Below are 13,880 nucleotides of genomic sequence, written 5' to 3'. Positions count from 1 at the left end.
CATGACGCCTTTCACCGCCGTCACCGGCGCCGCCGTGCCGCTGATGCGTGCCAATGTCGACACCGACGTGATCGTTCGCATCGAGCGCCTCACTTCCTTCCAGAAAGACCAGCTCGGGCCCTATGCCTTCGAGGCGCTGCGCCTGCGCCCGGACGGTAGCGAAGACCCGGCCTGCTTGCTCAACCAGCCGGCCTTTCGCAACGCGCCCGTGCTGCTGGCGGCCGAGAACTTCGGCTGCGGCTCCTCGCGCGAAGGCGCGGTGTGGGCACTGATGGGCCTGGGCATCCGCTGCGTGATCGCGCCGAGCTTCGGCGACATCTTCTTCAACAACTGCTTCCAGAACGGCGTGCTGGCGGTGCGCTGGCCGATCGCGCAGGTCGAGGCGCTGGCGGCGCAGTGCGCGGGCGGCGCGCCTGTCACGGTCGACCTGCAGGCGAAGACCGTGACCGCGCCCGATGGCCGCGCGTCTTCGTTCGACATCGACCCGCTGCGCCGTGAAGCGCTGCTGCACGGCCTGGACGACATCGGCCTGACGCTGAAGGACGATGCGCTGATCCGCGAATGGCAACAGGCCGACCGCGCGCGCCGGCCCTGGGCCTGGCCCGCCGTGCAAGGAGCCATCGCTTGAACGCGGCTGCCACACCTTCGTTGCGGCATCACCCCTGGGTGCTGCGCTGGGCCGGCCTCCTCACGCGCGGCCGGCACGCCGGCGATGCGAGCCTGGCCTGCAGCGACGAGGTGCTCGCGAAGCTGCCTGTCACGCTAGCGCTGCGCAGCCCGGACTTCGCGCACGGTGCCGCCATGACGCTGCGGCATGCGGGTGAAGGCGTCGGCGACAACCGCTCGCCCGCGCTCGCTTGGAACGCACTGCCGCAGCAGGCCACGCACTGGCTGCTGTTGTGCGAAGACCCCGACGTGCCGATGGCGCGCGCCATCACGCACCTGCTCGCGTGGGGGCCGCGCTCGGTCGATGCGCTGCCCGAAGGCGCATTGAATGCCGGCCACGCGCCCGCGGGCGTGACGCTGGCGGCAAACGGCCTCGGCCGCGACGGATACGACGGCCCTCGTCCGCTGCCCGGGCACGGTCCGCACCGCTATGTGTTCCAGCTCTACGCGCTCGATGCGGTCCCACCCGCAGGTCTGTCGCGCGAGACCACGCTGCCGCCCTGGCTGCGCGTGCATGCATTGGCGCGCAGCCGGATCGATGGGGCCTACCGCCGGGACTGGCGAGGCCGCCCGATCGCACCTTCGCCCTGATCCCGCCGCACGCCCCTGGGTGCCATTCAATTCAAAAAACGGAGACAACATGCCCATCGAACGCTTCAGAAAATACAAGCCACCACCGGCCCTCGGCGTGCTCGCCGCGGCGGCCCTGCTCTTGCTCGCGCAATCCGCCCTTGCACAAATACCCTGGCAACCCGACCGTCCCGTGACGCTCGTCGTGCCCTACTCGGCAGGCGGCGGCACCGACGCCACGGCGCGCGCCGTCTCCAAGCAGCTCGGCGTCATCTGGAAACAGCCCGTGGTGGTCGAGAACATGCCCGGCGCCGACGGCCTCATCGGCACGCGCCGCGTGATGGAGGCCCGGCCCGACGGCTACACGCTGCTGCTGCAGGTGCCGTCGATCGTCGTCACGAAGTACACGCCGGGCCTCAAGGGCATCGACCCGCTCGCGCGGCTGGAACCGGTGACCGCCATCTCGCAATCACCCGCGGCCGTGGTCGTGAGTGCAAAACTGCCGGTGAAGACCTTCGGCGAATTCGTCCAGTACTGCAAGACGGCGGCGCAGCCCTGCTCGCTCGGCACCGGCGAATCGACGGCGCGCATCTCGGCCAAGCAGCTCGCGGCCGAGGCGGGATTGCCGAACCTGATCGTCGTCAACTACCGCGGCACGGGCGCGATCGTGACCGACATGATTGCCAACAACGTCAACATGGCGTTCACCGGCATCACCGCCGCGCTGCCGCACTACAAGGCCGGCACGCTGAAGATTCTCGCCACGCAGGGCCCGAAGCGCGCTACCGCGCTGCCCGAGGTGCCGACCACGGCCGAGGCCGGCTACCCGCAATTCCAGTCGGTCACCTGGTTCGGCCTGTTCGCTCCCAAGGGCACGCCGGCGAACGTAACGCAGGGCATCGTCGCCGCGCTGCGCGAGGCGGTGAAGGATGCCGATGTGCAAAAGACCATCGCCGCGGCCGGCGCCGAGCCGGTGGTGAACGCGCCTTCGGCCTTTGCTGCCCAGGTGCGTGAAGAAAGCGAGCGCATCGCCGTGCTCGTGAAGCAGTACCCGCTCGACTGAGCCCATCCCCCTTTCCCTCAGGAGCAAGACACCATGGCCTCCATGCCAGAGACCGAACAGGTCGCCGTTCGCTGCGTGCTGATGCGCGGCGGCACCAGCAAGGCGCTTTTCTTCCACGAACGCGACGTGCCGCCCGCGGGGCCCGCGCGCGACCGACTGCTCAAGCGCGCAATGGGCACGCCCGACGTGCTGCAGATCGACGGCATGGGCGGCTCGCGCCTGGTGACCTCGAAGGTTGCGATCATCCAGCGCTCCGCGCGCAGCGATGCCGACATCGACTACACCTTCGCGCAGGTCGACGTGGACCGCGACATCGTCGGCCACGACGCCAACTGCGGCAACATCTCCTCGGCCGTCGCGCCCTTCGCCATCGACGAAGGGCTGGTGGAAGCCATCGAGCCGGTGACCACCGTGCGCATCTACAACACCAACACCGACAAGCTGCTGGTCTCCAAGGTGCAGGTGAAGAACGGCAAGGCGCGCGTGCACGGCGACTGCGCCATTCCCGGCGTGCCGGGCACCGGCGCGGAGATCCTGATGGACTACGCGGGCACAGTGGGCGCCAAGACTGGGCGCCTGCTGCCCACGGGCGATGTCGTCGACACGGTGACGCTGGAAGACGGCCGCCGCATTCAGGTCTCGCTGTGCGACACCGCGAACCCCTGCGTGTTCATCGCGGCAGAGGCGCTCGGCATGAGCGGCAGCGAACTGCCCGACGCGATCACCGCGGACCGTGCACTCATCGAGACGCTGGGCGAGATCCAGTCGAAGATGGGCGAGCGCATCGGCCTCTACGCCGACTGGCGCGAGGTGCACCTGCCCGGGTTGCCGCTGGCGGTGATCGTCGCGCCGCCGGCCGATTACGTGGACGTCAACGGCCAGACGCAGGAAGCGGGCTCGATGGACCTGCGCGCACGGCTCGTGTTCCTGGGCAAGTGCCACGACAGCATGGCCGGCACCGGCTCGATGTGCACGGCCGCCGCCTCGCGCGTGCCGGGTTCGCTGGTCCACCAGGCGGTCGGTGCGGCGCGCGCAGCCACCGACACGCTGCGCATCGGCCATCCGCTGGGCGTGATGGAAGTGAAGGTGGTGGCCGAGCCGTCTGCCCACCCCGCAGACACCCGCTTCTCGGCGCTCGGTCTCACGCGCACGGCGCGCCGTCTGATGGCGGGCGAGGTCTATGTGCCGGTGGAGATGCACGCATGAACGCGACGATATCGCGACGGTTTGCCGCGCTCTGCATGGCCGCCGCAGCCACCGGCGCCGCCTTCGCACAGGGACCGCTGCCTGCGAAGCCACTGCGCATCGTGGTCGGCTACCCGGCAGGCCAGACGGTGGACATCATCGCGCGCAACTACGCGGCGGCGCTCACCAGGGAACTGGGCCAGCCCGTCTACGTCGACAACCGCGCCGGCGCCAACGGCAGCCTCGGCGCGCAGGAAGTGAAGAAGAGCGCGCCTGACGGCAGCACGCTCTTGCTCGGCACGTTGGGACAGATGGCCATCAACCCCACGCTCTACAAGAAGCTGCCCTACGACACGCTGAAGGACTTCGCGCCGGTGTCGATGGTCAGCATGGGGCCGCTGCTGCTCGTGGCCAATCCGTCGTTTCCGGCGAACGACGTGAAGGCGCTGGTCGCCTATGCGAAGGCGCGCCCCGGCAAGGTCGACTTCGGCTCGGGCGGCAACGGCATCACCGCGCACCTGGCGATGGAGATGTTCCAGGCGCAGGCCGGCATCCAGCTCAATCACATTCCCTACAAGGGCTCGCCCGCCGCGCTGAACGACCTGATGGGCGGCCAGGTCTCGCTGATGTTCGATGCCGTGCCCGCGGCGCTGCCGCATGTGAAGTCAGGCAAGCTGAAGGCACTGGCGATCTCGGGGCTCAAGCGCAACCCGCAGTTGCCCTCGCTGGCCACGCTGGACGAACAGGGTCTGAAGGGCTTCGAGGTCAACTCGTGGGTCGGCTTTCTCGCGCCGGCCGGCACGCCGCCGGCCACGGTGGAGGCGCTCAACGCGGCCATCCACCGTGCCGCCGCCAGCCCCGAGCTGGTGGAGGCCACGCGCGCCATCGGCTCGGAGGTGTCGGTGGACTCGCCCGCCCACTTCGCGGCCTTCCTGCAGACCGAAGTGAAGAAATGGGGCAAGGCCGTGACGGACGGCCGCGTCCAGATCGATTGACGAACGGAACCACCGCATGCAAACCGCCACACCTACCACCAACGCCACCAACGCCACCAACGCCAGCAACGCCACCGATCCTTCCGGCCCTACCGGCCGCCTCGCCCACTGGCTCACAGGCTTCCGGCTCGACGATGCACCCGCCTCGGCGCGCGAACGCGCGAAGGCGCTCACGCTCGACGGCATCGCCTGCGCGATCGTCGGTGCACAGCTGCCGTGGTCGCGCACCGCCGCGCGCATCGTGCAGAAGTTCGAGGGCCAAGGCGACCGCACCATCGTCGGCTGGGGCGCACGCACCAGCGCCCCGGGCGCCGCGCTGCTGAACGGCACCTTCATCCAGGGCTTCGAGCTGGACGACTACCACCCGCTCGGGCCGTTGCACAGCGCCTCGATCGTGCTGCCGGCACTGTGGGCCGCCTCGGAAGGCGAGGTGAAGGTCAACGGGCGGCAGTTCCTCGAAGCCGCGCTGGCCGGCTACGAGGTCGGCCCGCGCGTGGGCATGGCGCTGCATGGCGCGCAGATGCTGTCGCGCGGCTGGCATTCGGGCTCGGTGTTCGGCACGCACGCGGCGGCCGCTTCGGTCGGCAAGCTACTCGGCCTGGATGCGGCGCGCTTCGAAGATGCGCTGGGCCTGGCAGGCACGCAATCGGCCGGGCTCATGGCCGCGCAGTACGAGGCGATGTGCAAGCGCATGCACCACGGCTTCTCGGCGCGCAACGGGCTCTATGCGGCGGTGCTGGCCGAAGGTGGCTACACGGGCATCAAGCGCGTGTTCGAGCGCGAGTACGGGGGCTTTCTCTCCACCTTCGGCGAAGGCCACGACCCCGACGCCTCGAAGATCACCGAGGCGCTGGGCGAGCGCTGGGAGGTGGAGCGCATCGTCATCAAGCCGTATGCGGCGATGGGCGGCATTCACTCGCCGCTCGATGCGCTGTTCGATGCGGATGCACAACGCAAGCTCGTGCCGGCCGAGATCGCACGCATCGAGGTCGAGGTGAGCCACGCGGTCTACCACCACGGCTGGTGGGTGCCCGAGCGGCCGCTCACGCCCATCGGCGCGCAGATGAACATCGGCTATGCGCTGGCGGTCGCGGTGCTCGACGGCGCGGCGATGGTGAAGCAGTTTTCGCCGGCGCGAATCGACGCGGACGACGTGTGGGCGTTGATCCCGCGCATCGAGGTGCGACACCAGCCCGAGTTCGATGCGGGCGGCCCGTTGAAGCGCGGCCGCGTGCGGCTTGTCGTCACTTTCACCGACGGCCAGCGCATTCAGGTCGAGCGCAATTCCTCGCGTGCCATCGAATCGCCGCAAAGCAGCGACGAAGTCGCGGCCAAGTACCGCACGCTGACGGACGGGCTGATCGACGGCGCGCGGCAGAAGGCCATCGAAGACATGACGCGCTCCATCGAAGACCTGCCGGACGTGCGCGAGCTGCTCGCGCTGCTGGCGCCGCCCGTGGCTGCGGCCTTCGACTGACGCCTTCCGGAAAGGAGACAAGACATGATGAAAAACCGCCGCAACTTCTCTCTCGGCCTCGTTGCGCTGGCGGGTGCTGCAGCGCTTCCCGCCCGCGCCCAGGACCCCTGGCCCGCCGCCAAGCCGATCCGCCTCGTCCTGCCGTTTTCCGCCGGCGGCCCGGGCGACACCAACGTGCGCGCCATGGCGCAGGCCCAGGGCAAGCGCCTGAACCAGACCATCATCGTGGACAACCGGCCCGGCGCGGGCGGCATCATCGGATCGGAGTACGCGGCCAGGAGCGCGCCCGACGGCTACACCTGGCTCTCGGCCGGCAACGGCGCCATTGCCAATGCGCTGCTGCGACCGAAGATGCCCTATGCCGAAACCGACCTCGTGCCCGTGGTGGGCACCAGCACCGCGCCCTCGGTGCTGGTCACCAACGCGAGCGTGCCGGCGAAGAACCTGAAGGAACTGCAGGCCTGGGCGCGCGCCAAGGGCCGCCTGACCTTCGGCACCGCGGGCAGCGGCAGCACCGGGCACTTCGTGGCCGAGATGGTCGAGACGGCGCTTGGCGTGCCGGTGACGCTGGTGCACTACAAGAGCGGTTCGCAGACGGTGAACGCGATCGTCGGCGGCGAGGTCGACCTGGCCTCGGAGGCGCCCATCGCCGTGGCCGCCTTCGTGCAGTCGGGCAAGCTCCACGCGCTGGCGCTCGCGGCGCGCGAACGCACGGGGCCGATGAAGCAGGTGCCGACCACGGTGGAACAAGGTTTCCCGACGATCCTGATGCAGCACTGGGGCGGCATCTTCGCGCCGAGGGGAACGCCGACCGCGATCCTCGACCGGATCGCCGAAGTGACGATCAGTGCCTACAAGGAAGATGCCGATCTCATCGCGCAGACCGAGCGCGGCGGCGCGCAGCCGATGCTGTTGCCGCGCGCAGCTTTCGAGAAATTCCTGAAGGACGAACGTACGCGCTTGGCGCAGATCGTCGTCGCGTCGCACATGACGCTGGAGTAAACCGGCTCCTTGTCAGGCGCCGGGCGTCAGCGCACCAGCAGGGCTGCGTCGCCAGCCATTGCCTTGGGCATCGGCCCACCCGGCTTTGGCTTGTCGTCGCAACCGGCCGCGAGGAGGCCGATGCAGAACAGAAGAGCGAGTGCTGTGCTTCTCATGCGGCGAATGCTAGGCCTGACGCCTTGCGCGTCAAGTCGGACGCAATGCCGCGCCGATATCAGCGGTATCGGGCGGTATCAGGCAAGTGCCGGCCGTTCGCCGCCCTGCAGCCGGCGCTCGATGTCCTCGAGCACGTTCGGCAGGTCGGCCACGCTGTCGATCACGTAGTGCGCGCCGGCCGCCTTGAGCTGAACGGTCGCGGCTTCGCGGTATTGCTGTTGCGCGGCCTCGTCGAGCGCCGTCCACTCGGCCAGCGTGAGCCCCACCGAGTTGCCGCTGACCGCGAGGCCCACGGCCCAGGTGCCCGCGTTGAGGCCTTCCTGCAGCCCCACGCCGGTGTCGTCGACCTTCACCACGGTGTGCGGTGGCCACACGCCCAGGTCGGCGAAGCAGCGATACATCATGAGCGGCGACGGGCGGCCCTCGGCGAGGTCGCCGGCGCACACGAGGTTGTCGGGCGCATAGCCGCCGGCCGCGGCGATGGGCGCGACCACTTCCATGATCGGGCGGTTGTAGCCGGTGGTCGAGCCGATCTTGAGGCCGCGTTCGCGCGCCGCATTCACCGCATCGATCGCGCCGGGAATGAAGTCGGCGTGATCGCGCGCGCTCGCGGCGTTCATCGGCGTGAACACTTCGTAGAGGCGGTCCACGTCCGCATCGTTGAAGGCATGGCCGTGCTTCGCTTCCCATTGCGAGGCGATGCGCGGCAGCGTGCCGAGCGCCTTGATGTGGTCCCATTTCGCCATGCCCATCGGGCCGCGGGCCTCGGCGATGGCGATGTCGATGCCGAACTGTTCGAACAGCTTCACGAAGGCGCCCATGGGCGCGCAGGAGCCGAAGTCGAGGATGGTGCCGGCCCAGTCGAAGACGACGGCCTGGAGCTTGGAGTGGTTGTGGGCGTTCATGGCTGCTGGAAGGATGGAAAGGATCGGTCGCAGGACGAGCGCGGTGCGCGCATCACCAGGCGCTGAAGACGTCGTGCGCGATGCCGAACCCGGTGCTGGCGCCGCTGCCGCTGGTCACCAGCACCACGCGCGTGGCGTCGTCGGGCGCATCGATCACGCAGGGCGTAGTCTTCGACGACGGGTAGACGCCAGTCCAGCGCTCGGTGACCTGCGCGGTCTCCAGGTTGAGCGTGCTGCGCAGGTGGCGCAGGATGAGCTGGTCGACCTCTTCCATCGCAAAGGGCTCGGGCGCGTCGCCGTAGTGGTGCGAATCGCCGACCACGAGCGAGCCATCGGCGCTCTGCACCACGATGAGGTGGATGCCGTGCGCGAGCGAGGCCGCCTCTTCCTCCTGCAGCCGCGCGCGCAGCGCCGCCGCCTCGGGCAGCGTGCTGTAGCCCTCGTAGCGCACGAGGCTCAGGTCCGTCATCACCGAGCCCGGCAGATGGAAGCCCGCCTCGGGCTTCACGCGCAGCATCTGCAGGCGGCACAACGTGAGGTCGTAGGCCGCGATGCGATCGGCGAACAGGCCGTGCAGGTCGGTGTTGGTGCAGACCACCACGCGCTCGCCACGCAGCGTGCCGCGCGAGGTGCGCACGCGCGGCGTTTCGACCTCGTGCACGGTCTCGCCGAAGCGGAACACGACGCCATGCACTTCGGCCAGCCATCTCGTGAGCAGGCCGATGGCGGTGCGCGACTCGAGGCGCAGTTCGTGCGGGCTGAACAGGACCGAACGCGCATCGGCCAGGCTCAGCGCGGGCGCCTTGGCTTGCGCGTCGTCTGCGTCGAGCAACTCGCAACCTTCGCCCATCGGCGTGCGCATGAAGGCCTCGAGCACCGCATGCGCTTCGGGCCGGTACGCCGCGAGCCAGAGGTTGCGGTGAACGATGTCGATGCCAGCTTGCGGCGCAATGCCATGCCACACCTCGCGCGCATGCATCGCGCGGCGCCAGGTGTCGCCAGGCGCCTGGCCCGAGATGGTGATGAAGCCGAAGTTGCGGATCGATGCGCCGATGCAGGCCGCATCGCGCTCGACCACGCACACCTTGAGGCCGCGCTGCGCCGCGGTGTAGGCATGCGCCAGGCCGACGATGCCGGCGCCGACGACGATGAGGTCGAAGTTCTCTTTGGGGCTTCCGGGTATCACCGGCTTCTCCAGGCTTGAGTGCGTTTGAGCGCCCAGTGCCCGGCCAACGCGAACACGCCGCGACCGACGGCGGCCGTGAGCATGATCAAGGAAGCCATGGCGGCCGCGGGCGCCACGTCGCCGGCATCGTCCATGTTGAGCACGGCGATGGCGGCCAGCGTGGTCTGCGGCGAATAGAGAAACACGACGGCCGACACCGTGGTCATCGCGTTGACGAAGAAATAGCCGCCCACGTTGAGCACGGTCGGCAGCGCCACCGGCAGATGCACGCGCCAGAGCGTGTGCCAGAATGGCACGCCCATCGACTCGGACACCAGTTCGTACTCGCGGTCGAGCTGGCGCAGCGCGGTGAGCGAGGTGAGATGTGCCACCGAGAAGAAGTGCGCCACCGTGCAGATGACCAGGATCGTCATGCCGCCGTACAGCCCGTTCAGCGGATTCAATGGCGAGATGAAGAAGAAGATGTAGCCCACGCCCAGCACCAGCCCCGGCACCGCGAGCGGCAGGTTGGCGAGCAGGTTGAGCAGTTCGCGCAAGAGGCCGAAGTGGCGCGGCTTCTCCACGAGGTAAGCCGAGACGAAGGTGACGAGCGCGCCCGCCACGGCGGCGCACAGCGCAAGCCGCAGCGAGTTGAAATAGCTGCCCCAGCCGCCGCCGTCCATGTTGCTGAAGTCGTAGTTCTTCAGCGACGGCGTGAGCTTGTAGGGCCAGTAGGTCGCAAGCGATGCGAACACCGCCATGCCGATCATCACGAGGATGGCGCAGGCGGTCAGCGTGCAGAACACGAGCAGCGCGCGGTCGCGCGACGCCACGGGCTCGGGCTGGTAGGGCGTGGCACGCGCCGAGAGCGCCGCGGCCTGCTTGCTGCGCACGCGGCGCTCGACGAGGAACGAGAGCACGGCCGGAATGAGCAGCACGAGCCCCACCACTGCGCCCATCTGGAAGTTCTGCTGCCCGACCACCTGCTTGTAGATGTCGGTCGCGAGCACGCCGGTCTGCCCACCGACTACCTTGGGCACGCCGAAGTCGGTGATGACGAGCACGAACACCACCATCGCGGCCACGATGAGGCCGTAGCGAGAGGACGGCAGCGTCACCGTGCGAAAGATGCGCCAGCGCGACGCGCCGAGCGTCTGCGCCGCTTCATACAGACGACCGTCGGACGTGGCCATGGCGGTCGTGAGGATCAGCAGCGCATGCGGCAGCGTCCAGAACACCGAGCCGAGCACGATGCCCAGCGGCCCGTAGATCGAGGCATCGCCCATCAACCCTTTGAAGAGGCCCTGGTTGCCGAAGAGGTAGACGAGGCTGATGGCCGGCAGCAGCGAAGGCGCGAGCAGCGGGATGAGCGCCACCGCGCGCAGCGCGCCCTTGGCCGGCATGCACGAGAGCGTGAGCGCATAGGCGTACACATAGGCGATGGCCGTGCAGATCACCGCGCTGATCGCGGCGAGCCACAGGCTGTTGAACGCCGACTGCACGAGGGCCGGGCTGTCGAGGTAGCGCGCGAAGTTTGCGAGGCCGACGAAGGCGCCGGCGCGGTCGAAGAAGCTCTGGCCGACCAGCGCGCCGACGGGCAGCGCGACGATCACGACCAGCAGCAGCACGACGAAGGCCACGGCTGCGCCGGTGAGCCAGCGCTCGCGGTCGAACGCGCTGCTGCGCGGCATCGCCACCGGCATTGCGGCGATGGTGCCGGGAGAACTGCTCATGCTCAATGCGCCAGGACCGACAGCGCGTTCAGAGGCAACTGGATGTGCACCATGCTGCTCGGCACCAGCGGCTCTTCGCCGCCATAACGCGCATCGGCGGGCAGTTCGGCCTCGATCTCGATGCCGAGCGGTTCGCAGGCCAGCCGCGCCGAGGTGCGGTTGCCGAAGAATTCCGTGTCGAGCAGGCGCGCCGCGAAGCTGTTGGCGCCGAGTTCAGTGCCGAAGCGCTTGACCACCACGTGCTCGGGGCGGATGCCCACGGTGGCCTGCGAACCCACGCTGAGGTTGCCCGGCGCGCAGAACAACTCGCTGTCGCGCACGCGCACCTTGCCGTCGGCCAGCACGGTCGCGGGCAGCATGTTCATGCGGCCGACGAAGCCGGCCACGAAGCGGGTGCGCGGCTGGCGATACAGCTCGTCGGGCGTGCCGGCCTGCTCGATGCGGCCGTTGTGCATCAGCACCACGCGGTCGGCCATCGAGAGCGCTTCTTCCTGGTCGTGCGTGACCATGATGGTGACGATGCCCAGGCGCTTCTGCAGCGCGCGGATCTCGCTGCGCAGGCTCGCGCGCACTTGCGCATCGAGCGCGGAGAGCGGTTCGTCGAGCAACAGCAGGCGCGGATTCGGCGCAAGGGCGCGAGCGAGCGCAATGCGCTGCTGCTGGCCGCCCGAGAGCTGCACCGGGTATTTGTCGGCATGCGCGGTGAGGCCGACGAGGTCGAGCATCTCGCGCGAGCGCTTGGCCATCTCGCGTGCCAGTGCGCCGGTGGGATGCAGGCCGTAGGCGATGTTCTGCGCCGCCGTGAGGTTGGGGAACAGCGCATACGACTGGAACACCACGCCGAAGCCGCGCGCCGCGGGCGGCAGGCCCGCGATGTCCTGGCCGCCGAGCAGGATCTGCCCGCTGTCGGCGCGCTCGATGCCGCACACGATGCGCAGCAGCGTGGTCTTGCCGCAACCCGAGGGACCGAGCAGGCACACGAATTCGCCCGGCTCGATATCGAGATCGATGCCGTCGAGCACGCGGGTGGCGCCAAAGGACTTGCCGATGCCGCGGAGAGAAAGAAAGCTCGTCATGTGCTGCTGTCCGGAAACCCGATCACATCGGCTTCTTTTCCGATTTGGATTCGTAGCGCTTCGACCATTCGGTGAGGATGCGGTCGCGGTTCGCGGCAGCCCAGGTGAAGTCGTTCTTGGCGAGCAGCTTCTCCACATCGCCCGGCACGAACTCGAGCTTTTCCTGGATGCCCGGCAGCGCGAGCACGGCGAAGTTCTTCGCATAGAGCTCGTTGGCCTGCTTCGTCACAGCCCAGTCGGCGAGCGCCTTGGCGGCGTCCTGCTTCTTGCTGGTCTTGATGATGCCGGTGGCTTCCATGTCCCAGCCGAGGCCTTCCTTCGGCAGCACGATGTCGATCGGCGCGCCGTCGCGCTTGGTCTTGTTGGCGCGGTATTCGAAGGACATGCCGAGCGCGAATTCGCCGGCGCCGGCCTGGCGGCAGGGCTTGCTGCCCGACTGGCTGTAGATGCCGATGTTCTGGTGCAGCGCGTCCATGTACTTCCAGGCCTTGTCCTCGCCCATCATCTGGATCCAGCCCGAGACCATCAGGTAGCCGGTGCCCGATGCCGCGGGGTTGGGCATGGTGATCTGGCCCTTGTAGACCGGGTTGGTGAGGTCGGCCCAACTGGTGGGCTTGGGCAGGTTCTTCTTCGTGGCTTCGGCGGTGTTGAAGCAGATGGCCGACGACCACACGTCCATGCCGACCCACTTGGGCGGGTTGGCCGGATCGCGCATGGTCGGCTTCACCGCATCGAGGCCCTTGGGCGCGTAGGGCTGGAGCATGCCTTCCTTGTCGAGCAGCATCAGCGAGGTGGCAGCCAGGCCCCACACCACGTCGGCCTGCGGGTTGGCCTTTTCGGCCAGCAGCTTGGCGGTGACGATGCCGGTGGAGTCGCGCACGAACTTCAGTTCGATGTTCGGGTTTTCCTTTTCGAACGCGGCCTTGTAGGCCTGCACCTGGTCGGCCTCGAGCGCCGTGTAGACCAGCAACTCGGTACGGCCTTGTGCGGAGGCGGCGAACGCCAGCGAGAACAAAGCGGCCGGCACGGCGGCACGACGGATGAAGCGAAGCAGCATGATGGGAAATCCCTCGGGAAGATTGAAATGACGCGGACAAAAGTACGCACGGCGTGGCCGTGAACGCGGCGATGCTCGCAGCGCCATGTGACAGGGGTTTGTCAGATGCGTCACACGGATGTCATGGCGTGCGGCGACGCTTCACAGGCTGTCGCACGCGCTTCGTTTCACTTCCATGACACTCGACCTTGCCGAGATCGCACGCCTGTTCGCCGAACGCGGCGGGGTTGCCTACGCGGGTGAACCGGTGTCGCAGCTGGAGCACGCACTGCAATGCGCGTGGCTCGCCGAGCAGGCGGATGCGAGCGATGCACTGGTCACGGCCGCGCTGCTGCACGACCTCGGCCACCTGCTGATCGCCGAGCACCAGACGCTGTCGCAGTCGCCCACCGAGCTGGGCATCGACGACCGTCATCAATACATCGCACTGCCCTTGCTGCGCGGCGCCTTCGATGTGGAAGTGCGCGAGCCGATCCGGCTGCATGTGGATGCCAAGCGCTACCTGTGCGCGACGCGGCCGGACTATTTCTCGAAGCTCTCGCCGGATTCGGTGCGCAGCCTTGCGTTGCAGGGCGGGGTGATGGATGCGGCGGCGGCGAGCCGTTTTGCCGAGCATCGCTGGGCCAACGATGCGGTGCGGCTGCGGCTGTGGGATGAAGAGGCGAAGGTCGAAGGGCTGAAGACGCCGCCGCTGGCGCATTTTCTTGCGACCGCTGCGCGGGTCCTGCTGCGCTGAGGATGAAGGGGTTTGCGCCCTTCGGCTGATTTCAGGCCGCTTTAAGAAACATTTGTCTACGATGGCTTCCTCATGATGTCCGGCGCACCTGCGC

The 13,880-nt window shown here is 68.3% G+C and carries 14 protein-coding genes; 8 read left to right on the top strand and 6 right to left on the bottom strand.

What is annotated here, in order from left to right:
• Window position 1 precedes the first annotated feature (1 nt).
• From leuD to ACSFA7_RS27065, 7 genes are read left to right on the top strand one after another with little or no spacing between them, the layout of a single operon-like run.
• Complete coding sequence (leuD, locus tag ACSFA7_RS27095) at window positions 2-628, top strand: 3-isopropylmalate dehydratase small subunit (protein WP_435502351.1); 627 nt, start codon at window positions 2-4, stop codon at window positions 626-628.
• Entirely contained in the window at window positions 625-1,257 is a 633-nt protein-coding gene (locus tag ACSFA7_RS27090) for a YbhB/YbcL family Raf kinase inhibitor-like protein (protein ID WP_435502220.1), read from the top strand. Before leuD ends, ACSFA7_RS27090 begins: the two co-directional genes overlap by 4 nt.
• 49 nt (window positions 1,258-1,306) lie before the next feature.
• Complete coding sequence (locus ACSFA7_RS27085) at window positions 1,307-2,299, top strand: Bug family tripartite tricarboxylate transporter substrate binding protein (RefSeq protein WP_435502219.1); 993 nt, start codon at window positions 1,307-1,309, stop codon at window positions 2,297-2,299.
• Window positions 2,300-2,332: 33 nt separating this feature from the next.
• Window positions 2,333-3,505, top strand: a complete 1,173-nt coding sequence (locus tag ACSFA7_RS27080) for a 2-methylaconitate cis-trans isomerase PrpF family protein (RefSeq protein WP_435502218.1) — start codon at window positions 2,333-2,335, stop codon at window positions 3,503-3,505.
• On the top strand, window positions 3,502-4,479 hold the full coding sequence (locus ACSFA7_RS27075) for a tripartite tricarboxylate transporter substrate binding protein (RefSeq protein WP_435502217.1): 978 nt from the start codon (window positions 3,502-3,504) through the stop codon (window positions 4,477-4,479). The genes ACSFA7_RS27080 and ACSFA7_RS27075 overlap by 4 nt, the downstream gene beginning before the upstream one ends.
• Before the next feature lie 16 nt (window positions 4,480-4,495).
• On the top strand, window positions 4,496-5,956 hold the full coding sequence (locus tag ACSFA7_RS27070) for an MmgE/PrpD family protein (protein WP_435502216.1): 1,461 nt from the start codon (window positions 4,496-4,498) through the stop codon (window positions 5,954-5,956).
• A gap of 24 nt (window positions 5,957-5,980) precedes the next feature.
• On the top strand, window positions 5,981-6,958 hold the full coding sequence (locus ACSFA7_RS27065; protein WP_435502215.1) for a tripartite tricarboxylate transporter substrate binding protein: 978 nt from the start codon (window positions 5,981-5,983) through the stop codon (window positions 6,956-6,958).
• A gap of 26 nt (window positions 6,959-6,984) precedes the next feature.
• Here the strand turns inward: ACSFA7_RS27065 and ACSFA7_RS27060 are convergent, their stop codons facing one another.
• The 6 genes from ACSFA7_RS27060 to ACSFA7_RS27035 form a co-directional block, all read right to left on the bottom strand.
• Window positions 6,985-7,113, bottom strand: a complete 129-nt coding sequence (locus ACSFA7_RS27060) for a hypothetical protein (protein WP_435502214.1) — start codon at window positions 7,111-7,113, stop codon at window positions 6,985-6,987.
• Between the two features lie 78 nt (window positions 7,114-7,191).
• Window positions 7,192-8,019, bottom strand: coding sequence for a phosphonoacetaldehyde hydrolase (phnX, locus tag ACSFA7_RS27055; protein ID WP_435502213.1), 828 nt, complete (start codon window positions 8,017-8,019; stop codon window positions 7,192-7,194).
• Window positions 8,020-8,071: 52 nt separating this feature from the next.
• Window positions 8,072-9,202: a TIGR03364 family FAD-dependent oxidoreductase gene (locus ACSFA7_RS27050; protein WP_435502350.1), complete on the bottom strand. Its 1,131-nt coding sequence runs from the start codon at window positions 9,200-9,202 to the stop codon at window positions 8,072-8,074.
• Complete coding sequence (locus ACSFA7_RS27045) at window positions 9,202-10,917, bottom strand: putative 2-aminoethylphosphonate ABC transporter permease subunit (protein ID WP_435502212.1); 1,716 nt, start codon at window positions 10,915-10,917, stop codon at window positions 9,202-9,204. Before ACSFA7_RS27045 ends, ACSFA7_RS27050 begins: the two co-directional genes overlap by 1 nt.
• A 2-nt stretch (window positions 10,918-10,919) precedes the next feature.
• Complete coding sequence (locus tag ACSFA7_RS27040) at window positions 10,920-11,993, bottom strand: ABC transporter ATP-binding protein (RefSeq protein WP_013539601.1); 1,074 nt, start codon at window positions 11,991-11,993, stop codon at window positions 10,920-10,922.
• Window positions 11,994-12,015: 22 nt separating this feature from the next.
• The gene (locus ACSFA7_RS27035) at window positions 12,016-13,050 is read right to left on the bottom strand and encodes a putative 2-aminoethylphosphonate ABC transporter substrate-binding protein (protein ID WP_435502211.1); all 1,035 of its coding nucleotides are present in this window, start codon (window positions 13,048-13,050) and stop codon (window positions 12,016-12,018) included.
• Between the two features lie 175 nt (window positions 13,051-13,225).
• Here ACSFA7_RS27035 and ACSFA7_RS27030 point away from each other — a divergent pair, with 175 nt between their 5' ends.
• Entirely contained in the window at window positions 13,226-13,786 is a 561-nt protein-coding gene (locus ACSFA7_RS27030; protein ID WP_435502210.1) for a phosphonate degradation HD-domain oxygenase, read from the top strand.
• Window positions 13,787-13,880: the final 94 nt, after the last annotated feature.

The sequence above is a fragment of the Variovorax trehalosi genome (genome assembly GCF_051216415.1).
Taxonomy (GTDB): Bacteria; Pseudomonadota; Gammaproteobacteria; order Burkholderiales; family Burkholderiaceae_C; genus Variovorax.
The sequence above is the reverse complement of the archived record's forward strand: the minus strand, read 5'-3'. Positions and strand labels throughout refer to the sequence as shown.